This is a genomic window from Tenacibaculum ascidiaceicola (assembly GCF_047470925.1).
Lineage (GTDB): Bacteria > Bacteroidota > Bacteroidia > Flavobacteriales > Flavobacteriaceae > Polaribacter > Polaribacter discolor.
In genome coordinates, this window is the sequence record NZ_JAZKJP010000004.1 from 1 (window position 1) to 23,798 (window position 23,798).

Below are 23,798 nucleotides of genomic sequence, written 5' to 3' on the forward strand. Positions count from 1 at the left end.
ATGACGCATGTGGATCAGAATACTTAATAACTAGAAAATGGACAGTATCAGATTGTTCAGGAAACACGACAACACATATTCAGGTAATTACAGTAGAAGATACTACAGCGCCAGAATTTGTGGAGACTTTACCAGCAGCAGAAATCACTGTAAGTTGTGATAACATTCCAGTGATGGAAACCTTAACAGCAACCGATAATTGTGATGCTTCTGTAACAGTAATTCCAAGTGAAGTAACCAGTGGAGATGATGACGCATGTGGATCAGAATACTTAATAACTAGAAAATGGACAGTATCAGATTGTTCAGGAAACACGACAACACATATTCAGGTAATTACAGTAGAAGATACTACAGCGCCAGAATTTGTGGAGACTTTACCAGCAGCAGAAATCACTGTAAGTTGTGATAACATTCCAGTGATGGAAACCTTAACAGCAACCGATAATTGTGATGCCTCTGTAACAGTAATTCCAAGTGAAGTAACCAGTGGAGATGATGACGCATGTGGATCAGAATACTTGATTACTAGAAAATGGACAGTATCAGATTGTTCAGGAAACACGACAACACATATTCAGGTAATTACAGTAGAAGATACTACAGCACCAGAATTTGTGGAGACTTTACCAGCAGCAGAAATCACTGTAAGTTGTGATAACATTCCAGTAATGGAAACCTTAACAGCAACCGATAATTGTGATGCCTCTGTAACAGTAATTCCGAGTGAAGTAACCAGTGGCGATGATGATGCTTGTGGATCAGAATACTTAATAACTAGAAAATGGACAGTATCAGATTGTTCAGGAAACACGACAACACATATTCAGGTAATTACAGTAGAAGATACTACAGCACCAGAATTTGTAGAGGAATTACCAGCAGATGTAACAGTAAGTTGTGATGCAGTTCCAGCAGCAGTAGTTTTAACAGCAACCGATAATTGTGATACTTCCGTAACAGTAAATTACTCAGAAGAATTTACAGGACAGGACGATGAATGTGCATCAGTATATACAATCACAAGAACATGGACAGTACAAGATTGTGCGGGTAATACTACATCACATACTCAAGTAGTGACAGTAGAAGACACTACAGCACCAGAGTTTGTAGAGGAATTACCAACAGATGTAACAGTAAGTTGTGATGCAGTTCCAGCAGCAGTGGTTTTAACAGCAACCGATAATTGTGATACTTCCGTAACAGTAAATTACTCAGAAGAATTTACAGGACAGGACGATGAATGTGCATCAGTATATGCAATTACAAGAACATGGGAAGTACAAGATTGTGCGGGTAATACTACATCACATACTCAGGTAGTGACAATAGAAGATACAACAGCACCAGAGTTTGTAGGAGAATTACCAACAGATGTAACAGTAAGTTGTGATGCTATTCCTGAAGCTGTAACATTGACAGGAACAGATAATTGTAATTCTGAAGTAATAGTTGTATATTCAGAAGAGCTTTCTGGACAAGAAGAAGGATGTGCTTCAGAGTATACAATTACTAGAACATGGGAAGTACAAGATTGTGCAGGTAACAGTACATCACATACTCAAGTTATAACAATAGAAGATAATGAAGCACCAACCTTGGTATCAACATTAGAAGATATAACAGTAGAGTGTGATAATGTTCCTGAGGTTCCAACTTTAGAGTTCACAGATAATTGTTCTTCAAATGTAACACAAACAAATTTTGAAGAAACAAGCACATTTGATGGAAGCGATAGTGACTATACAATAACTAGAACATGGACAGTTACAGATGACTGTGGAAATGTAGCAGACTTTACACAATATATTACAGTAACTGTAAAGACATCAGTAACTGAAATAGCAGACTCAAGATGTATTGATGATGGAACGATTGATTTGAATGACTATTTAGCAAATCAAAGTGAAGATGGAACTTGGGAAGTAACTCAAGGAAGTGTAACATTATCTGATGATGGAAGTTTTGATCCGTCAGGATTAAACTTAGGAGATTACATATTTACATATACATCACCAAATAATGGATGTTTAACATCAACAAAAGTTACAATTAATATAAACGACGATTGTATAGTATTACCATGTGGACAAGAAGATGTGGTAATATCTAAAGCAGTAACCCCTAATGGAGATTCATGGAATGAATTTTTCGAAGTTACAGGAGTAGAATCCTGTGGATTCATAGTTAATGTAAAAATATTTAACCGTTGGGGAGCTAAAGTTTTTGAATCAAACAATTATGCAAATAATTGGAACGGAGTTTCAGACGGAGCTACGTTTGGAGGAGCTGAAAGACTACCAGCCGGTACATATTACTACATTGTAATATTAGAAAATAGTGGTTTAAAACCATTTACAGGAGCAATTTACTTAGGAACCAAATAATATTATAGCTATGAACCATAATTACAAACTATTACAGGCAGTTATTGTACTGTTTTTTACAACAGTTTTAACAGTTCAATCACAACAGTTACCACAGTTTACTCAGTATATGTATAATACAATTTCTATTAATCCAGCCTATGCAGGAAGTAGACAAGTATTGAGTATTGTGGGGTTACATAGAAGCCAGTGGGCGGGATTAGATAGAGCACCAGAAACGCAAACACTATCTATTCACACTCCTCTTAGAAATGATAAAATAGGATTAGGATTATCATTTATAAATGATCAATTAGGATATGAAAAATTCACCTATTTATATGGAGATTTTTCATATACCATTCAACTTAATGATGACTTAAAATTAGCCTTTGGACTTAAAGCAGGGTTTACACAATATAATATTGATGATGCTTTAATAGCAGCCGAAGGTTCAGATCCAGGGATTTCAGGAATTCAAAATAGATGGGAACCAAATATAGGTAGTGGATTGCTACTACATACCAATAAATGGTATGTAGGGCTTTCTGCCCCAAGATTATTGAATATAGATCATAATGATTTAGAAATTAATGGAATTAATTACGGAGTTGTAGATAAAGTAAGTTATTACTTAACAGGAGGGTATGTTTTTGATGTAAGCGATAACGTAAAATTCAAGCCTTCTACATTATTAAAAGCAACCAATGGAGCACCGTTATCATACGATATCACAGCAAACTTTTTATTCAATGAAAAATTTTGGTTAGGAGGTTCGTATAGAATTAATGAAGATACAGGAGCTTTAGGAGCATTAGTAGATTTTCAAGTATCACGACAGTTCCGAGTAGGTTATGCGTATGAATACCCATTATCAGATATTAATCAGTATTCAAATGGAACACACGAAATACTATTGATGTTTGAATTGCATAAAGTAAATAGAGTTAAATCTCCTAGATATTTTTAAAAAGCATAGTTATGAAGACAAAAATTACACTTTTAATCTTAATTTTTTCATTCTCTTATTCATTTTCTCAGAAAAGAGTAGCAGATAAGTTCTTTAGGGATTATGCTTATGTAAAAGCAGCTGAATTTTATGAAAACGCAGTGAAAAAAGGAGATAGTACTACATATACGTTAGCAAGACTTGGTGATTGCTATTATAACAATTCAGATTCAAAAAAAGCAGCTCATTGGTATCAATTAGCATCAGAAAGTGAAGAAGGGTTGAGTAATGAAAATATTCATAGATACGTACAAGCATTAAGAAGTATTGGTGAATATGAAAAAGCAGATGAATGGTTACAAAAATTACCTGACGCTAAAGGGAGTTTATCAAAAGAAGATTATGAAAAACTCATGACCTTAAATAATGATACGATTAATATCTATAATCTAGAGGTAAATACTAAAAACTCGGATTTTGGACCTTATGTAACAGGAAATAAATTTGTTTTTTCATCAGCAAAAAACAATGAAGGCAAAATTTATGAATGGAATAATGAGCCTTATTTAGATTTATATGAAGCGAAAATAAATGTAGAGAATGGAATAAAAACTATAGAAGATGTAGTGCCAATTACATCCTCAAAAATTAACACAAGTTTTCATGAATCAAGTGTAGCTATTACAAAAGATGGTACCACAATGTACTTTACCAGAAATAACTTAAATAAAAGAGATAAGTTAGATTATGATAAAGAAGGAACATCTCACTTAAAAATATATAAAGCTACATTGATTAATGGGCAATGGGATAATATTGAAGAACCATCATTTAATGATGAAGTATATTCAAGCGGACACCCTGCATTAAGTCCAGATGAAAAAACACTGTATTTTACGTCAGACAGACCTGGAGGATATGGTTTTACTGATATTTATAAAGTTGCTATTTTATCAGATGGAACTTATGGAGATCCTGTAAATATGGGTGATAAAATTAATACTATTGGTAGAGAAATGTTTCCTTTTGTAGCAAAAGATTACACACTATATTTTTCTTCAGATGGATATGCAAATTTAGGACTGTTAGATATTTATAAGTCTAGCTTATTAAATAATAACTCATCAGAAGTAAAAAACTTAGGAGCACCTTTTAATAGTGGTTATGACGACTTTGCCTTCTTTTTAAATGAAGATAATAAAACAGGGTATTTTTCATCAAATAGACCAGGAGGAAAAGGACATGATGATATATATAGCTTCGAAAAATGTAAGCAGTTTATTTCAGGAAAAGTATTTGATAAAAAAACAAATGAGCTATTGGCAGATGCGTTAGTAGAACTAGTTGATGCTACAGGAAAAGTGTTAGAAAAAATTACAACACAAGCAGATGGATCTTACTTTTTTGAAGTGAATTGTGGAAAGAAATATGTTCTCAGAGGATCAAAAAATGATTATAAAGATGATTTAAAAGACATATTAACGACAAATGAAGATAATAAGAATATAGAGCTAGATTTGTATTTAAGACCTTTAATCATAGGTAATGAGATAGTAATTGATCCTATATTTTTTGATTTTGATAAGTGGAATATACGACCCGATGCAGCCTATGAATTAGAGCACATTGTAAGAGTTTTAAATAATAATCCCAAAATGATTATTAAAATAGAAGCTCATACCGATAGTAGGGGAAGTGATAGTTATAATGAAACTTTATCAGATAAGAGAGCTAAATCTACTAGAGATTATATTTTCTCAAGAGGAATAAATGCCAATAGGATAGAAAGTGCTATTGGTTATGGAGAAAAGCAATTAGTAAACAAATGTTCTAACGGTGTTCCTTGTACAGAAGAGGAACATCAAGAAAACCGACGATCAAAATTTATAATCACGAACGATTATAAATAGTAAAATAAGTAATTAGTCTCCCGTAGAGTAGTTTTCTTTAGCCCCGATTCAATGCGCATATTGGATTGGGGTTTTTTAATTTACTTCACTATTTCTTTACAAAAATATTAGTGTAATACCATTTACCGTTAGCGCTTTTTTCAGCAGTAACTTCAAAGTGAGTATAATCACCTTCAATATTTTCTCTGTGCCCATTGCTTTTAATCCAAGCATAAACCACAGCTTCTGCAGTAGAATAGCCATAAGCTACATTTTCACCTACTTTAACAGCATCAGCATTTTCAGCTAAATACTCTTTACGTTGGTAAAAAAAGTCGTGTGAAACTTCGTCTTTTTCAATCATATAATTAGTATGATTACTTGTTTGAGACTTAATAGTTTGTAACTTGTTTAGTGAAGAAAAGCCATTATCAACTCTATAAGAGTTAATTAGGTCTAAAATATCTGCTTCAATCGGTTTTTCACTGACGTTAGCTGACATTTCTGGGGTACTGTCAATTATCTCGGCTTCATTAGAAGAACAAGATGTTATTATTAGTGCACAAAATAACACCAATAACTTGAGGGGGTAGTTATTCATGATTATAGGGGTTAAGGGGTTAATCAAAAAACGGTGTAAAGATATAACGAAAACTCAATACAAAACAAGTTAATTGTATGTATTTGAGGTAAAAAGGGGTTTTTTCCTGTGACTAGATAGCTTGTTTTATAAAGTCTTCATACTCGTAAAAAAAGAGTTCAAACTGTGTCATAGTTTCAACATAAAACTCATAACAATCTCGCCAAGTATCTTTATTGTGAATGCTAAATTTCTTGTCAAAAGGAACATAAATTCTACGAATAATTTTATGACTATCTAATTCAAAACTATCATCAAATATAACTTCAGGTAAATACTCACTTTCCAATATTTTCTTTAAAGAAAGGAGTTGATCATAAAGTAATTCATTGGCTATTTCTTCAGGATGTTCAAAATCTAAACAAACAGAAGCTTTTTTTCTGTCCGCTTGAAATTTAAAAGCAAATCCTTTTATTTTGGTATTGTATAACAACCATTTTCTTGGAAAGGACTTTCCAAAACTTGTCCAAAACTCTTTACGTAAACGAGCAGATTCTTCTTTACTAAACACTATCCGTGGACTTTTGCAGTTTTACCCCTTTCACGCATCATTTCAGCTTCAAAAGCCAATAAATCTTCCCATTTTTTATCAACTATTTCACGATCCATATACTTACGAGCATACCCTAAAAATAAGGTATAATGATTTGCTTCAGAAACCATTAAATCTATATAGAATTTTGATAATTCTTCATCTTCCATATTATCAGCAAAAACTTTAAAACGCTCACAGCTACGTGCTTCTATTAAGGCAGCAACCAAAAGTCGATGAATTAAAGCTTCGTTTCTATTTTTGGTATGTGGGAAGAATTTTTGCAATTTTAAAGCATAGTCATTTTTAGTAGCTTGTCCTAAAACCATACCTCGTTCTACCATGATATTATGTACCATTCTAAAATGTTCCATTTCTTCAATGGCAATATCACTCATGTCTTTAACCAGTTCAGTTTCTTCAGAGTAATTAATGATAATTGACACAGCGTTCGAAGCCGCTTTTTGCTCAGCAAAAGCATGATCGGTTAATAACTGTTCTAATCCATTTTTAGCAACTTCAACCCAAGAAGTTTCTGTGTCAAATTGTAATCCAAGCATAATGTATTATTGAGGTTGTAAAAGTAAAAAATATAAGCACTAATTGTATACTAAATAGCCTAAAAATAGCTAGATTTGTTGTTAAAAAAAACTCTTAAGAAAATTGCTTAAAAATATTGATTCGTAATAACGAATACTAAATGAATTGCTACAAATTCTAAATAGATAATCTTTTAAAAAGATTTTTCAGTAGTTTTAGGTAAAATTGAGAAAGACAAAACTCCTAAGGAAATGAAATCACAGTTATTTAAAAAAATGAAAAAAATTATTGGGGCTTTTACATTAATATTTTTGATGCTTATCGCAAACTCATGTAAAAAGTCTATTGTTACGGAAAGTAACGTTAATGAGTTTAGCGAGTATATTAGTGTTTTTCCAGATAAATTAATATCGGTAACTCCAAACTTAAAATTTGTATTAAAAAAGAAGGTAACTACAAATTTCGAGGCTACAGAAGTTATTACTACCAAACCAGCTATAAAAGGAGAAGTAGTTTTAAATGACAACGAACTAATTTTTGTCCCTGCTGAAAAATTAAAAAGCAATCAAGAATATTCTATAACACTCCATTTATCAAAATTATATGAAGATGTTGATGAGAATTTAGAAGACTTTACTGTTAATGTAAAAACAAAAGAGCTATTATTTAATGTCTCTTTACAGTCTCCAAGCGTTTATAATAAAAACCTATATGCAGTTGAAGGAGAGTTGATAGCTAGTGATATAATTGAAACAGAGAAAGTATCATCTTTGGTAAAAGCTACATACAACGGAAAAGCAAAACCTATAAAATTTAGTACTGTAGGAAAAGTAAGTTCTAAAGTTTATTTTAAAATAGATAGTATACAACGTTTTGAAGATGATAAACAGTTAAAGGTTGAATGGACTGGAGCTCCGGTTCAATCAGAATCTAAAGGAAGTAGAGAAGTAACTATTACAGGAAAAAATAACTTTAAAGTATTAAGCGTAGAAGTTATTGATACAGACAAACAGCACATAGAAATAAGTTTTTCTGACCCATTACAAAAATCACAAAACTTAAAAGGATTAATTCAGTTTTTAAATACCCAAAAAAGAGCTTTCACTTATAAAGTAAATAGTAATAAAGTAACTGTATACCCTAAATCATCATTTACGCAAAAAGTTGATATAGAAATATTCAAAGGAATTAAGAGTACTGATGGTTATGCTTTGAAAGAAAATACGATTAAAACAGTGTATTTTGAAGAATTAAAACCAGCTGTAAAGTTTATAAAAAGTGGATCTATACTTCCAAATTCTAGTAATTTAAAAATCAACTTTAGTGCAGTAAACCTAAAAGCAGTTGATGCAACTGTCTATAAAGTTTATAAAGAAAATGTACTACAATTTTTACAATATAATGATTTAAGTAATCAAGGAAATTTACGTTATGTAGGACGTCCAGTAGCAAAATACACAGTAAACCTAGGTAATCAAGGATTAGATTTAAGTAAAGAAAATGCTTTTGCTATTGATTTAGCTGAAATAGTAAAAGTGGAGAATGGAGCAATGTATAGAGTTGAGTTTTCTTTTAACAAAGACTATTCAAATTATAAATGTGATGAAGGTGCTTCAACCAAAACCATAGTTTTTGGAAAAAAAGAAATAGACACTAAAAGTTATGATAGTCCTAATTATTATGATGATTACTATTATGATTATAGCTGGAGAGATAGAGAAAACCCTTGTACAACTTCATACTATTACAATAAAAATATTAGCACAAACATTTTAGCTACGAATATTGGTGTTATAGTAAAAAAAGGAAACAATAATAAAATAGTAGTAGCAGTTACAGATATACTTACTACTAACGTTATTGAAGGTGCTAAAGTAACTTTATACAACCTACAAAAACAAGAAATAGCTTCAGCTACAACTAATAAAGAAGGTGTAGTTTCTTTTTCTGATGTAACAAATGCCTTTTTTGCAGTAGTTACTAAAAATAATAACACAACTTACATAAAATTAAAAGATGGAGAAGCACTTTCAATGAGTAAGTTTGATGTTTCTGGAGTGAAATTACAAGAAGGAATTAAAGGATATATTTATGGAGAACGAGGAGTGTGGCGACCAGGAGATCAATTATTCTTAACATTTGTCTTGAATGATAACGCGAATCCAATTCCAGAGGAACACCCAATAAAGTTTGAATTAATAAATCCAAGAGGAAAGATAATCGATAGAAAAGTACTTCCAAAAAAAATAAACAATGTATATGCATACGCTCCAGTAACAAATCCAGAAGCTATTACTGGTAATTGGAAAGTACGTGTAAGTGTTGGAGGAGCTGTTTTCAACAAAACATTAAAAGTTGAAACCATAAAACCGAATCGATTAAAGATTAAACTAGCTACAGATTCAGAATTTATTAAAGCAAACTCAACTATTACAGGAAATGTAGAAGTAAAGTGGTTGCATGGAGCAATAGCAAGAGGTTTAAAGTTAGATATCAACGGAAAATTCTCACAAACCAACACAGAGTTTCCAAAATTTAAAAACTATAATTTTGATGATGTAACTCGTAGATTTGGAACTGAAGAGTTTAAAGTTTTAAAAGGGAATTTAAGTAGCGAAGGAACTACTAAATTTTCAGTAAAGCCTAAATTAGATAGTAAAGCTCCAGGAATGCTAAGAGCGAGCTTTATAACCAAAGTGTATGAAAATGGAGGAGACTTCAGTACTGATGTATTTTCTAACAAAGTGTCACCGTATACTTCATATGTAGGGTTACAAGATGCTGAAGAACCACAATCTAAAAACTATTTATTTACAGATGAAGAATATACATTTAATGTAGCTTCAGTAAATGAAGATGGGGTAGGAGTAACAAATAGTTTAGAAGTAAACGTATATAAATTATCATGGCGTTGGTGGTGGAGTACTTCTGATAACGGTTTGTCTAGTTATGACGGTACACGTTATCATGAACCTTATAAAAAACTAAAAGTAACTACAAACGCAAATGGTAAAGGAACCTTTAAATTAAAGGTTGATGAAAACGATTGGGGACGTTATTTAATAAAAGTAAAAGATTCAAAAAGTAATCACGTTACCTCAAATGTAGTGTATTTTGATTGGCCTTCTTGGTATGCTAAGAAAAAAGGAAACCAAGATAAGAGCAACGCTACGATGTTGATATTTACAACCGATAAAGAATCGTATGAAGTAGATGAAAAAGCAACTGTTAAGTTTCCTTCTTCAGAAGGGGGAAAAGCGTTTATAACAATAGAAAACGGAACAGAAGTATTAGATCATTTTTGGGTGCCAACACAAGCACAACAAACAACGTTTAGTTTTCCAGTAAAAGCGAGTTATACACCAAATGTGTTTGTAAATATTTCGTTACTACAAAAACACAGTCAAACAGTAAATGATTTACCAATTCGTATGTATGGTTCAATTCCTATGCTAGTGAATAATCCTGCAACCAAATTGGAACCAAAAATTCAGTTAGCAGACGAGTTACGACCAGAATCTACCGCAACTATTCGAGTGAAAGAAGAAAAAGGTAGACCAATGACCTATACGATTGCATTAGTAGATGAAGGCTTATTAGACTTAACACGTTTTAAAACGCCAAACCCTTGGGGAGTATTCTATGCACGTCAGTCTTTAGGTGTAAAAACTTGGGATATATTTGATGATGTTATAGGAGCTTATGGGGGAAAAGTAAATCAAATATTAAGTATTGGGGGTGATGAAGCTGAAGCAGGAAGTAAAAACAGAAAAGCCAACCGATTTAAACCAATGGTTACCTATTTAGGTCCTTTCGATTTAGAAATGGGAGATATTAAGGAACACAAGGTTAAAATTCCAAAGTATGTAGGATCTGTTCGTGCAATGGTAGTGGCTACTGATACTAAAAAAGATGCGTATGGTAGTGACGAGAAAACAGCTTTTGTAAGAAAGCCAGTAATGATTTTAGCATCATTACCTCGTAAAATAACGCCACAAGAAACTGTTACCTTACCAGTTACTGTTTTTGCAATGAAACCAAATATCAAAAATGTAAAAGTTACAGTACAACCAAACGAGGCATACACAATTGTAGGAGATAAAACACAGACAGTTTCATTTAATCAGCCTGATGAAAAAATGGCCTACTTTACTTTAAAAGTGAATGATTTTAAAGGAATAGGTAAAGTAAAAATAGATGCAAGTTCAGGAAGAGAAAAAGCATCTTACGAAGTAGAAATAGATGTGTTAAATCCAAATCCTGTAACTACTGAGATAAAAGACGTAGTATTAAAATCAAATGAAGTAGGAGAAATCAACTTTACAAGTTTTGGTACAAAAGGAACTAACGCGGCTACAATAGAATTATCGACATTGCCTCCAATGAACTTTACCAAACGTTTGGGGTATTTAATTCGTTATCCACATGGTTGTGTAGAGCAAACCACATCAAGTGCATTTCCACAATTGTTTTTACCAGAAATATTTGAATTACCGAAAGAAAAAATAGCTTCTACAGAAAGAAATATTAAAGCAACAATTCAACGATTATCAGACTTTCAATTGTCTAATGGAGGACTTTCATATTGGCAAGGAAATAGTACCGCAGATAGCTGGGGAACATCGTATGCAGGTCATTTTATGATAGAAGCTGAAAAGAAAGGATATGTATTGCCTATAGGTTTTAAATCAAAATGGGTAGGGTATCAAAAACAACAAGCACGTAATTGGAGAAATAGCTCACGTTATTACAATAACTCACTTTCACAAGCATATAGATTATACACGTTAAGCTTAGCAAATAGTCCTGATTTAGCTTCAATGAACCGTTTACGTGAATCAATGGGAGTTTTAGATGAAGCAAAAATGAGATTAGCTAGTGCGTATGCTTTAATAGGTAAAAAAGCTATTGCTAAATCTATTTTAAAAGAAATAACAGGTTATACGTATACAAAGCGATATTATTCAAATTATGGGTCTGAAACGAGAAATAAAGCAATGTCGTTAGAAACCTATATGTTGTTAGACGACGAAACTAAATCAATAAAATTAGCAAAAGAAATTGCCGAAAACCTATCGAGTGAGCGTTGGATGAGTACACAAACTACAGCTTATAGTTTATTAGCAATGAGCCAATATGCTTTAAGAAATGGAGGTAGTAATGGAATTAGTGCTAGCTATATTTTAAATAAGGCTTCAGGAGAAGCAAGTACTTCAAAATCGTTGTTAGCAAAAGATTTAATAGCTATCCAAAAGGAGAATTCATTAAAAATAACAAACAAAAATAATGGAGTTTTATATGTACGTGTACTAAACAAAGGAATCTTACCAGTTGGTGAAGAAAAAGTATTCCAAAAGAATTTAGAAACAACTATTACATATAAAACAAAAGATGGAGCTCGTATTACTCCAGATAACTTGTCACAAGGAACTAACTTTGTAGCTGAAGTTACAGTAAAGAATCCAACGAGTGAAACGATTGACAATGTAGCATTAACACAATATATTCCTTCAGGATGGGAAATTGTAAATACTCGTTTTACTGATTTTGGTAACAATACAATATCTTCAAAAGTAGATTATACAGATATAAGAGATGCAAGTATTAGTAACTATTTTACATTAAAAAAATACGAGACAAAAACATTCCGAGTATTGTTAAATGCGTCGTATTTAGGTGAGTATTATTTGCCAGGAGTACAAGTAGAAGCGATGTATGATAACGATTACATTGCACGTACGAAAGGTGAATGGATTAAAGTGGTGAAGTAGTTTATAAATAATTAAAAGAGATAAATAAAGCTTACTGATTTCAGTAAGCTTTATTTATTTCTAAAATACTTAATCTTTCCTTGTGTAAGACTACCTATCTTTGCCCATCAATATAAAATTCATAGATATAAAAAGATTATGGTAAATACAGTTAAGACACAAGAAGATATTTTAGCAAAGCTAAATATCTATGAATTAAATGAAATGCAACAAAAAGCCATTTCAACTATTGATAAAACAACCAATACAGTAATATTATCACCTACAGGAACAGGTAAAACATTAGGATTTTTATTACCAACATTAAAGTTAATAGATCCTAATAATAAAGAGGTTCAGGTTTTAATTTTAGTACCCTCAAGAGAATTGGCTATTCAAATAGAACAGGTGATTCGTGAAATGGGAACAGGTTTAAAAGTGAATGCCGTATATGGTGGTCGTTCAATGGCAAAAGATAAGATAGAACTAAAACATACACCAAGTATATTAATAGGCACACCTGGTAGAATCTCTGATCATTTTGCTAACGATCGTTTTTCTAAAGAAAGTATTAAAACCTTAATTTTAGATGAGTTTGATAAATCGCTAGAAGTTGGCTTTGAGTATGAAATGCGCGGAATTATTAATCAGTTACCTAACATTAACAAACGTATTTTAACTTCAGCAACTCAAGAAGCTGAAATTCCAGATTTTGTACGTTTAAACAATCCTACTGTATTAAACTATTTAACAGATAAGAAACCAAAGAAATTAACTTTAAAAACGGTTGTTTCTCCATCAAAAAATAAAAATCAAACCTTAGTTGAGTTATTACATCACATAGGAAACCAACAAGGAATTATTTTTTGTAATTTAAAAGATAGTATTGCCAACGTAAGCGAGTTTTTAACGAAGAACAAAATAGCACATAGTTGTTTTTCTGGTGGAATGGAGCAAAGAGATCGCGAACGTTCTTTAATAAAGTTTAGAAACGGAACAAGTCAAGTACTATTAGCTACTGATTTGGCTGCAAGAGGAATTGATATTCCAGAAATGAAATACATTATTCATTATGAGTTACCACAAAGAATAGAAGAGTTTACGCATAGAAACGGGCGAACAGCAAGAGTAAATGCCAAAGGAACTGCTTATGTTTTAAAGTGGCAAAAAGAAAGCTTACCTGAATTTCTTAAAAACATACCCAATGCGGATATTTCTCAGAAACAAAAGTTAAAGCCTGCTTATTGGGAGACTTTATTTATTTCAGGAGGAAGAAAAGACAAAATATCTAAAGGAGATATTGCAGGTTTATTCTTTAAAAAAGGAAATCTGACAAAAGAACAGTTAGGAGTTATTGAACTAAAACAAGATTGCGCTTTTATTTCGGTTCCTGTTACTGAGTCAAAAAGATTATTAGAAGATTTAAACAATACACGTTTAAAAAACAAAAAAGTTCGTATTAGTGTTGTGTAAAGTAAATAAAAATAAAACTATAAGTTATTACTGTTTGTTAGGGGGAAGTAATGTTATTTTTCACTATCTAAAATATCCTTAACAGCCGCTTGATACTTCTTAGGATTTGTCGCTTTTTTAATTTTTTTATAAGTTTTACGAGGATCAGAAAACGATTGAGAAAAATACTCCCAAAAACCTAGCATTTTCATTTTTATAGGCGTTGGTCCAGATAAGGCAGCATCATATTGCTGGTATATTTCATCATGAAACTCTCCAAATATTTTCCATCTGTCTTTTGGATATTCAGTAGTGTTATCTTTAATCATTTGTGGTAAAAACGGATCTGCAATTAAACCACGTCCAATCATAAAATGTGTAATACTAGGAAAACGCTCTTTCATGGCTTTAAAACCTGCTACTGTAGTAATATCACCATTATAATATAATTGATGTTTGGCAACATCTATACATTTTTGAAAAGCATCTAAATCAACACCTCCTTTGTACAATTGTTTTCCAATTCTTGCATGAATAGCTACGTTTTTTAACGGATACTTTTCTAAAATAGGAAAAGTATGCAATATTTCTTCACTGTTTTCATAACCCATTCTCATTTTCATTGATACTAGAATGTCGGTTTCGTTATGAGCGCGATGTAGTATTTCATCTATACGAGTAGGATTACAAATTAAACCAGAACCCATACCTGATTTTGTAACCATAGGGTAGGGACATCCTAAATTCCAATTCAACTCTTTATATCCTAAACTTTGTACATATTTGGCAACAAATAAAAACTCTTCAGCATCATTGGTTATAACTTGCGGAATAACCGTTAAAGTTGTGTTATTTTCAGGGAGTAAATCACGTTCATAACTCGATTTTATTTTAAACTTCCCATTTAATCGAATGTAAGGAGCATAAAAAGTATCAATACCACCAAAATATTTTTGTTGGGCATTCCTAAAACGAAAATCGGTAAACCCTTGTAAAGGTGAAGAAAGTAAGTTAAAACTCATAGTATAATTTGAGTTGCAAATATAACAGACTTATCGACTAAATGTTTGCTGTAAACTTTATACTTTTGAGATATATAAGTTGTCTTTGAAAATTGTTTTGTTGATGCCGATTGTGTTTCTTAAAAAATAAAAACATTAAAATTTTTATAAAAAATATAGAGAATCATCACTATACAGTGGTTATTTTTTGTTATTAACATAATATTAAGAATATTTAAATGTAAAAAAAGAGCTAAAAAAGTATCTTTGTTTGCAAGTGAGAACATCATCCATAATATTATCTATAGTAATGCTTTTTCAAAGTTTAAATATTACGTGTAATAATATTTTAAACTTAGATAAATTAATAGAGCATGCACAGTTTCATAAAGAAGCCTATAGCGATGGTTTTATTACTTTCTTATCTAAACACTATGGAGAATTAAAAGTAACTCACTCAGAAAAGCATCAAGAAGAAAAAGAAGAACATGAGAAACTTCCTTTTCAATTTGATTATCATTTAGTAGACTTTCACACAATTACATTCGAAAATACAGAAGTTTCTTTACCCTCTACATTAGCTTTCATTGAAAGAAAGCTAATATTTTATCACCAAAATTTTTATAACTCACCAGACGCATTAGGGGTATTTCAGCCACCTAGGTATATATAATTCATATACAAATAGTAATTAAAATATCGATTTAATCCATAACAGATCGGTATAAAACATGTAATTATTTAAAAGATGAATTATGTTATCAAAAATTATACAATTCACTATAAAGAATAAATTTATAGTCCTGCTATTTACAAGTTTTATTGTAGGGTTCGGAATTTATTCACTTTCACAAATCCCTATAGGGGCTGTACCAGATGTAACAAATAATCAGGTGCAGGTAATCACCACATCACGAAATCTTTCAACACAAGATATAGAACAGTTTATAACTTATCCTGTAGAACTAGAAATGGCAAATCTACCAGGGGTAAAAGAAATAAGATCTGTTTCAAAATTCGGTTTATCTGTAGTAACCATAGTTTTTGAAGAATCTATGGGAACTTATTTACCGAGGCAGTTAATAGCCGAAAAAATTAAAACCGCTTCAGAAAAGATACCAGAAGGATTTGGTTCACCAGAAATGGGGCCTATCACTACAGGACTAGGAGAAGTATATCAATATATATTAGATGTAAAGCCAGAGTTTAAAGACCGTTACAGTACAACAGATTTACGAACTATTCAAGATTGGGTAGTAAAGAGGCAATTATCAGGTATTCCAGGAGTTGTTGAGGTTAATACTTGGGGAGGCTATTTAAAACAATATGAAGTAGCTATTAATACTCAAAAACTAAATGCGATGAATATTTCAGCAAAAGAAGTATTTACAGCATTAGAAAATAACAATAGTGTTGCAGGAGGAGGATATATAGAAAAAGTAAATCAGTCTTACTTTATAAGAGGAGAAGGATTAGCTAAAACGCTTGAAGACATAAAAGATATTGTTGTAACAAATAAAGAAGGAATGCCTATTTATGTTAAAGATGTTGCAACAGTAGGCTATGGAAGTGCTACACGATTTGGAGCCATAACCGCAAATGGAGAAGGAGAAAAAGTGTTAGGACAAGTAATGATGTTGAAAGATGCTAGCTCAAAAGATGTAATTGAAGCTGTAAAAGAAAGAGTAGCAAGCATTGAAAAATCATTACCTGAAGGAGTATTCATTAATGCATTTTTAGAGCGAAGTGAACTTATAGGTAAAACAACATTTACAATTACTGAAAACCTAGTATTAGGATGCATAATTGTAATTTTTGTAGTAGTTCTTTTATTAGGAAACATTCGCTCAGGATTGGTAGTAGCATCTGTAATTCCTTTATGTCTCTTATTTGCTCTATCGTTAATGTACATTTTTGGGATTGATGCAAACTTGATGAGTTTAGGAGCTATAGATTTCGGAATTATAATAGATGGAGCTGTAATTATTGTTGAATACATTACTTTTAAAATCACCCAGCAAAAAGACACCTTCGTTACACTAAACAAAAAAGATCAACAACAAGTTAAAGACTCAGTTAGTAATGAAGGAGCTTCAAAAATGATGAGTTCTGCGGTATTTGGGCAATTAATAATTCTCATTGTTTTTATACCAATTTTATCCTTAAGTGGTGTTGAAGGAAAAATGTTTAAGCCTATGGCTTTAGTATTCAGTTTTGCATTGATAGGGGCTATTTTACTATGCTTAACTTATGTTCCTGTGATGGCATCTATATTTTTAAAACCTTCAAACATTACAGATAAAAACATTTCGGTACGATTAATAAATAAACTGAATCAATGGTATGCACCAGTAATACATTGGGCATTGCATCGAAAAAAGGTAGTTCTAGGAATAGCATTATCTATGTTATTATTTTCTGTCTTTATTTATACAAAAATGGGCGGAGAGTTTGTTCCTACATTAGATGAAGGAGATTTTGTAATTCAACCTGTTTTAAAAACAGGAACAACGCTGAGCAACACAATTGAGACAACTACAAAAATTGAAAAAATTTTAAAAGACAACTTTCCAGAGGTTAAACAGGTAGTATCGCGTATTGGTGCTGCTGAAGTACCAACAGACCCTATGAGTATGGAAGAAAGTGATGTAATAATTACGTTACAACCCAAAGATGAATGGACTTCTGCTGAAAGTAAAGATGAGTTGGCAGATAAGTTTAAAGAAGCTTTAGAGATAATTCCAGGAATGGAAGTTGAATTTACACAACCAATTGAAATGCGTTTCAATGAGTTGATTACTGGGGTGAGAGCTGATATTGCAATCAAGATTTTTGGAGAAGACCTATCAGTTTTAGCTCAGAAAGGAAATGAAATAAAAAAGTTAGTAGAAAATGTAGAAGGAGCTTCTGATATCATTGTCGAAAAAATTGAAGGTTTACCTCAAATGAATGTTGCTTACAACAGAACTAAAATTGCAAGATACGGTCTTAATATAAAAGAAGTTAATGAAATGGTATCTATGGCATTTGCAGGAAAAACAGCAGGAAATGTTTTTGAAGGTGAAAAACGCTTTGATTTAGTGGTGAGGTTAGATAAAACTAACCGTACTGATATCAGTGATTTAAAAGAGTTATATATAGATTTACCTAATGGAGGAAAAGTACCGTTAGATGAATTAGCAACTATTACGTATCAAAAAGGAGCAGCAAAAATTTCAAGAGACGATACTAAACGTAGATTAGTAGTAGGAATCAATGTTCGTAACAGAGATTTACAATCTGTAGTAGATGATGTTCAACAATTGATAAACAAAAATGTAAAACTACCTACTGGGTATACAATTACGTATGGCGGACAGTTTGAGAACTTACAAAGTGCTTCTAAACGTTTAATGATAGCTGTTCCTGTAGCGTTAATATTAATATTTATTATGTTATATTTTGCTTTTAAGTCAGTAAAAGAAGCATTGATTATTTATTCAGCAATACCATTTGCAGCTATTGGTGGGGTATTATTGTTATGGATACGCGATTTACCTTTTAGTATATCAGCTGGTGTTGGTTTTATTGCGCTTTTTGGAATAGCAGTGCTCAACGGAATTGTATTAATAGAGCATTTTAAAGAATTAAGAAATAAAGAATTCTCTACTATTGAAGAATTGGTAAAACAAGGAGCAGCAGATAGGTTAAGAGCTGTACTACTAACAGCATCGGCAGCAGCATTAGGTTTTTTACCTATGGCGATATCAACTAATGCAGGAGCAGAGGTACAACGACCTTTAGCAACAGTAGTTATAGGAGGTTTAGTAACTTCTACAATTTTAACATTGGTAGTGTTGCCTGTATTGTACACAATTTTTGATAACCCGAAGAAATTAAAAATTAATAAAAAGGTAGCGAGTTTAGGTGTTATACTTCTTATGGGATTGTGTACTGTTCAAGCACAACAAACTCCTAAAGGATTACAAAGTTTAATAGACTTAGCTGAAGAAAATAATAAAGGCTTGCAAGCTCAACAATTAAAGGTAGAAAAAGCCAAAGCAGCCATTACTTCAGCTTATACTTTTGATAAAACAGAAGTTTATTATAGTCGAGATGAAAACAATACAGTAGCAGATCATCCTTTAGATATTTTTGGTATTCAACAAACATTCGCTTTTCCAACAGTTTATGGAGCTAATAAGAAAGTACAAAGATCAGCATATAGCTTAGAAAGTAATCGATACGAAACAGCTAAAAAGAAGCTGATAAAATCAGTTGTAAACGCTTATTACACCTATCAATACACGAAAGCGCAAGAGAATATTTATAGGAGTTTAGATAGCCTCTATAATAAGTTTTCGTATGCAGCGAAACGACGATTTGAGTTGGGAGAAACTAATTATTTAGAAAAAATAACAGCAAAAGCAAAACAGAAGCAAGTAAAAAATGATTATCGAAACACAGTAGTTGCTTCCCGCATAGCTTATCAAAAAATTAAAGCGCTAGTTCAGGTGAAAGATAGTTTGGTAGTAGAAAAAGAAGCTATTATTCAACCAATGCAAGTACAAAGCATTAATCTAAATAAAATTACTGAACTTCAGGGTTATTATGAAAGAGAGCAGTTAGCAAAAAGACAATTGTCACAACAAAAACAACAATTGTTACCAGACTTATCTTTAGAAGTCTTTAGAGGAAGTAATCAATATATAGCTAAAGACTTTTATGGATATCAAGTAGGAATTAAAATTCCATTATTATTTAGTGGAGAATCTTCTAAAATAAAGCAATCAAAAATAATAAAAGAAATTGCTAAAAATGAAACTTTAAATTATCAAAAACAGTTAGAAACCTACTATACAAACCTTAAAAATAAGTTACAAGAACAAACAGTATCATTAGCTTATTATCAAGAAGAAGGGATGCCTTTGGCGAATGAAATCCTGAAAACAGCAAACATGAGTTTTAAACATGGTGAAATAGATTTTTTTCAATACATACAAAGTGTTGAAAATGCATATCAACTAAAGTTAGCTTATGTAAACAGTATAGAGTCGTACAACAATATTGTGATAGATATTAACTACTTAACGTATTAAAAAAATAAAGATGAAATATATAATTTATAGTATCCTACTTGTAACTGTAATAGGATGTAAATCAAAAGAAGCAGAAAGTACTACTGAATCTTCAGTAGTAATTACTGATGATAGAGTTTTTATAACGAATGAACAATGGGAAAAAAACAGTATGAAATTAGTTACTGTTGAAGAAAAAGATTTTCCAACAACAATTAAGGTAGTAGGAAAAATAGATGTACCGCCTAAAAATAAGGTTGTAGTAACTGCTAAAATGGGAGGATTTATAAAAAACATTCCTTTATTAGTTGGTGATAAAGTTAAAAAAGGACAACGTTTGATAGCGATAGAAAATCAAGAATTTGTAGCTATGCAACAACAGTATTTAGAAACAAAACAAGAAATAACTTTTTTAAAGTCTGAATACGAACGTCAAAAGACTTTGTTTGATGAAAAAATAACATCAGAAAGAAATTATTTAAAGGCAAAGAGAGATTTTGAAGTAGCACAAACTACGTTGGTTAGTTTACAAAAACAGTTACAAATGATTAATATATCTGCAAGTAAATTAAATAGTAGTTCAATAACTTCTGTAACGGGTATTTATGCTCCTATTTCAGGAAATGTTACTAAAATCAAAGCAGTTACTGGTTCGTATATATCTCCTGCTGATGAAATTTTAGAAATTATAGATAATAAGCACTTGCATTTAGAGCTTTCTGTTTTTGAAAAAGATGCTTTAAAATTAAAAGTTGGTCAAGAAATCAGTTTTAGGGTTCCAGAACTATCATCAGAAAAATACAAAGCAGAAGTTCATTTAATAGGAAAAAGTATTAACGAAAACAGAACGGTAGATGTACATGCACATATTGAGGAAGAGAAAAAAAGAAATTTCTTGTCAGGTATGTTTGTAGAAGCTGTAATAGAAACGAATAGCAATAAAGTTAATTCATTACCAGAGACTTCAGTAGCTGAGATAGAAGGAGAAATGTTTGGATTAATTTTAGATGAAAAATCAAATGAAGGCTATTATTTTAAAAAGAAAAAAGTTGAGGTTGGAAATACGTTTGAGAAGAATGTAGAATTAAAAAACTCAGAACTTAAAAAAGAAACAAAATTTTTAGAAAAAGGAGTTTTTAATTTATTAATAGAATAGAAAAAATGAGCTAAATCATAATTTTTATATTTTTTTTATAATAAAAAAGCAAAGAAATGTATGAAAATATATATTTCTTTGCTTTTTGTTAAAAGAAGGAAGATGATTAAGACTAAGAAAAAGAAAATATTATTAATCTTGACTTTTATAGGAGTCATTTTCTACTATTTCTGTCTACCTAAAAACCTATTTGATAACCCAACATCAACAGTCGTAACAGCAAAAAATAATGAATTGTTAGGAGCTGTTATTGCTAGTGATGGTCAGTGGCGATTTCCTGAGTTAGATTCCGTTCCTAAAAAGTTTGAACATTGTATTTTACAATTTGAAGATGTTTATTTTTATAAGCACTTTGGTTTTAATCCTGTTTCCATAGGAAAAGCAATGGTAGAAAATATCAAAGCAAAAAGAGTTGTAAGAGGAGGAAGTACACTAACACAGCAAGTAATTCGATTATCAAGAAAAAATAAAGAGCGTTCGTATTTTGAAAAGTTGCAAGAGTTAGTATTAGCTACTCGATTAGAATTTCGTCATTCCAAAAAAGAAATTTTAAAATTGTATGCTTCGCATGCACCATATGGAGGTAATGTTGTTGGATTGGAAATGGCATCGTGGCGTTATTTTGGATTAAAACCATATCAATTATCATGGGCAGAAACAGCCACTTTAGCAGTGTTGCCAAATGCTCCATCATTGATTTATCCAGGAAAAAATCAACAAAAATTAAAAATCAAAAGAAATAGGTTATTGCAAAAATTACATGAGGAGGGAATTATTGATCAAATTACGTATGATTTAGCTATTGAAGAAGAATTACCGCAGAAACCATATCCGTTACCCACAGTAGCACCTCATTTTGTACAAGAAGTAACTCAACAGTATAGAGGACAACGAGTAAAAAGCTCTATAGATATTCATCTACAAAAACAAGTAAATAATTTAGTTAAGCAGCATTATTTCCATCAAAAACAAAATGAAGTATATAATATGGCTGTGTTGGTGTTAGATGTTAACACAAGAAAGGTAGTATCTTATGTAGGGAATTCTCCAACAGATAAAGCACATCAAAAAGATGTAAACAATATTATTGCTCCAAGAAGCACAGGAAGTACTTTAAAACCATTTTTATATGCACAAATGCTTCAGTCGGGAGACTTATTACCCAGTCAATTAGTTGCAGATGTACCAACTGAAATAGCAGGGTATTCTCCTAAAAACTTTAACTTAACTTTTGATGGGGCAGTTCCAGCGAATGAAGCATTAACACGTTCTTTAAACATACCTTCAGTACGTATGTTACAGAGATATGGATTGGAAAAATTTAGAGAAGATTTAAAAGCATATCACATTAACGATATTAATAAATCAGCAGATTATTATGGGCTTTCATTAATTTTAGGAGGAGCGGAAGCTAGCTTATGGGATTTATGTAAAACCTTTGCAGGATATGCAGGTATTGTAAATCACTATGAAGAATTAAAACATAATTATTATCAAAATGAATTTACAGAACCGAGTTTTTTGTTTGAAGGAACTCCAGATTTTGGTAAAGTTCAAGAAGACTATACAACTTTAGACGCTGGAGCTACTTTTTTAACACTAAATACTTTAATAGAGGTAAACAGACCTTATACAGATCAAGCTTGGAAGTATTACGATTCGTCTCAAAAAATAGCGTGGAAAACAGGAACAAGTTTTGGAAATAAAGATGCTTGGGCTGTTGGAGTTACCCCTAAGTATGTAGTAGGAGTATGGATAGGGAACTCAGATGGAGAAGGACGTCCAGATCTTACAGGAGTTGGTAGTGCAGCCCCTTTATTATTTAATGTTTTTGATGTGTTACCGAAGTCTAATTGGTTTTTGGAACCTTATGAAGATTTAATAGAAGTAGCTATTTGTGAAAAAAGTGGTTTTTTGGCCAAATCAATTTGTCCGTCTGTAACAAAAAGAGTTCAAAAAAGTGCGATGAAAGCAAAATCATGTTCATACCATCAAGAAATAACTGTAAATATATCTGAAAAATTCAGAGTGAATTCAAACTGTGAATCTATTTCAAATATGGTAACAAAATCATGGTTTGTGTTACCTCCACTAATGGCATACTACTATCAACAAAACAATGCGGATTATAGATCGCTGCCCAAGTTTAGATCAGATTGTAACCAGTTAGAAAGTAATACAATGGATTTTGTTTTTCCAGCTAAGTATACATCAAAAATATCTTTAACGAGAGGAGAAAACAATAAACTAAACCCTATAATTTTAAAGTTAACACATGCTAATGCAGAAGCAAAAGTTTATTGGTATTTAAACAAAGAATTTATCGGAATAACAGAGCAATATCATGAACAAGCAATTATACCTAAAAATGGAATTCATACAATTACAGCGATAGATGATTTTGGTAATGAGTTAAAGAGAATTATAGAGGTAAAAAATTAAATAAATATAAATACGGTTTAA

The 23,798-nt window shown here is 31.5% G+C and carries 13 protein-coding genes; 9 read left to right on the forward strand and 4 right to left on the reverse strand.

The genetic code is table 11. The annotated features are described in order from the left end of the window. From VBY68_RS01920 to VBY68_RS01930, 3 genes are all read left to right on the forward strand, one after another. On the forward strand, positions 1–2,390 hold a 2,390-nt coding region (locus VBY68_RS01920), incomplete at its 5' end, for a gliding motility-associated C-terminal domain-containing protein (protein ID WP_415268699.1). Between the two features lie 10 nt (positions 2,391–2,400). Further along, on the forward strand, positions 2,401–3,339 hold the full coding sequence (locus tag VBY68_RS01925; protein WP_121146684.1) for a PorP/SprF family type IX secretion system membrane protein: 939 nt from the start codon (positions 2,401–2,403) through the stop codon (positions 3,337–3,339). Positions 3,340–3,350: 11 nt separating this feature from the next. Continuing rightward, positions 3,351–5,228, forward strand: coding sequence for an OmpA family protein (locus VBY68_RS01930; protein WP_415268700.1), 1,878 nt, complete (start codon positions 3,351–3,353; stop codon positions 5,226–5,228). 88 nt (positions 5,229–5,316) lie between these two features. Here VBY68_RS01930 and VBY68_RS01935 read toward each other — a convergent pair whose 3' ends face one another. From VBY68_RS01935 to VBY68_RS01945, 3 genes are all read right to left on the reverse strand, one after another. Continuing rightward, the gene (locus VBY68_RS01935; protein WP_415268701.1) at positions 5,317–5,808 is read right to left on the reverse strand and encodes a CAP domain-containing protein; all 492 of its coding nucleotides are present in this window, start codon (positions 5,806–5,808) and stop codon (positions 5,317–5,319) included. Between the two features lie 112 nt (positions 5,809–5,920). Further along, positions 5,921–6,358, reverse strand: coding sequence for a DUF4268 domain-containing protein (locus VBY68_RS01940; RefSeq protein ID WP_415268702.1), 438 nt, complete (start codon positions 6,356–6,358; stop codon positions 5,921–5,923). Continuing rightward, the gene (locus tag VBY68_RS01945; RefSeq protein ID WP_099214586.1) at positions 6,358–6,939 is read right to left on the reverse strand and encodes a MiaE family protein; all 582 of its coding nucleotides are present in this window, start codon (positions 6,937–6,939) and stop codon (positions 6,358–6,360) included. The genes VBY68_RS01940 and VBY68_RS01945 overlap by 1 nt, the downstream gene beginning before the upstream one ends. Positions 6,940–7,194: 255 nt before the next feature. Here VBY68_RS01945 and VBY68_RS01950 point away from each other — a divergent pair, with 255 nt between their 5' ends. Continuing rightward, entirely contained in the window at positions 7,195–12,690 is a 5,496-nt protein-coding gene (locus tag VBY68_RS01950; protein ID WP_415268703.1) for an alpha-2-macroglobulin family protein, read from the forward strand. 138 nt (positions 12,691–12,828) lie between these two features. Continuing rightward, positions 12,829–14,142: a DEAD/DEAH box helicase gene (locus tag VBY68_RS01955; RefSeq protein WP_415268704.1), complete on the forward strand. Its 1,314-nt coding sequence runs from the start codon at positions 12,829–12,831 to the stop codon at positions 14,140–14,142. A gap of 53 nt (positions 14,143–14,195) precedes the next feature. On the opposite strand, the gene VBY68_RS01960 is transcribed toward VBY68_RS01955, so the two are convergent. Next, positions 14,196–15,143 (reverse strand): tRNA dihydrouridine synthase, encoded by a 948-nt coding sequence (locus tag VBY68_RS01960; protein ID WP_415268705.1) that lies wholly within the window; start codon positions 15,141–15,143, stop codon positions 14,196–14,198. Positions 15,144–15,393: 250 nt separating this feature from the next. Here VBY68_RS01960 and VBY68_RS01965 point away from each other — a divergent pair, with 250 nt between their 5' ends. The 4 genes from VBY68_RS01965 (at position 15,394) to pbpC (ending at position 23,777) form a co-directional block, all read left to right on the forward strand. Then, positions 15,394–15,795 (forward strand): hypothetical protein, encoded by a 402-nt coding sequence (locus VBY68_RS01965; protein ID WP_415268706.1) that lies wholly within the window; start codon positions 15,394–15,396, stop codon positions 15,793–15,795. Between the two features lie 82 nt (positions 15,796–15,877). Continuing rightward, positions 15,878–20,200, forward strand: coding sequence for a CusA/CzcA family heavy metal efflux RND transporter (locus VBY68_RS01970; protein WP_415268707.1), 4,323 nt, complete (start codon positions 15,878–15,880; stop codon positions 20,198–20,200). A 10-nt stretch (positions 20,201–20,210) separates the two neighbouring features. Further along, positions 20,211–21,335, forward strand: coding sequence for an efflux RND transporter periplasmic adaptor subunit (locus tag VBY68_RS01975; protein ID WP_415268708.1), 1,125 nt, complete (start codon positions 20,211–20,213; stop codon positions 21,333–21,335). Between the two features lie 102 nt (positions 21,336–21,437). Continuing rightward, positions 21,438–23,777 (forward strand): penicillin-binding protein 1C, encoded by a 2,340-nt coding sequence (pbpC, locus tag VBY68_RS01980; RefSeq protein WP_415268709.1) that lies wholly within the window; start codon positions 21,438–21,440, stop codon positions 23,775–23,777. The last annotated feature ends 21 nt before the right edge of the window (positions 23,778–23,798 follow it).

What these genes read in the sequence shown, in the direction of transcription:
- VBY68_RS01925 (WP_121146684.1), top strand. Translation starts at nt 2,401, where the DNA reads ATGAACCATAATTACAAACTATTACAGGCAGTTATTGTACTGTTTTTT.
- VBY68_RS01930 (WP_415268700.1), top strand. Translation starts at nt 3,351, where the DNA reads ATGAAGACAAAAATTACACTTTTAATCTTAATTTTTTCATTCTCTTAT.
- VBY68_RS01935 (WP_415268701.1), bottom strand. Translation starts at nt 5,808, where the DNA reads ATGAATAACTACCCCCTCAAGTTATTGGTGTTATTTTGTGCACTAATA.
- VBY68_RS01945 (WP_099214586.1), bottom strand. Translation starts at nt 6,939, where the DNA reads ATGCTTGGATTACAATTTGACACAGAAACTTCTTGGGTTGAAGTTGCT.
- VBY68_RS01950 (WP_415268703.1), top strand. Translation starts at nt 7,195, where the DNA reads ATGAAAAAAATTATTGGGGCTTTTACATTAATATTTTTGATGCTTATC.
- VBY68_RS01955 (WP_415268704.1), top strand. Translation starts at nt 12,829, where the DNA reads ATGGTAAATACAGTTAAGACACAAGAAGATATTTTAGCAAAGCTAAAT.
- VBY68_RS01960 (WP_415268705.1), bottom strand. Translation starts at nt 15,143, where the DNA reads ATGAGTTTTAACTTACTTTCTTCACCTTTACAAGGGTTTACCGATTTT.
- VBY68_RS01970 (WP_415268707.1), top strand. Translation starts at nt 15,878, where the DNA reads ATGTTATCAAAAATTATACAATTCACTATAAAGAATAAATTTATAGTC.
- VBY68_RS01975 (WP_415268708.1), top strand. Translation starts at nt 20,211, where the DNA reads ATGAAATATATAATTTATAGTATCCTACTTGTAACTGTAATAGGATGT.
- pbpC (WP_415268709.1), top strand. Translation starts at nt 21,438, where the DNA reads ATGATTAAGACTAAGAAAAAGAAAATATTATTAATCTTGACTTTTATA.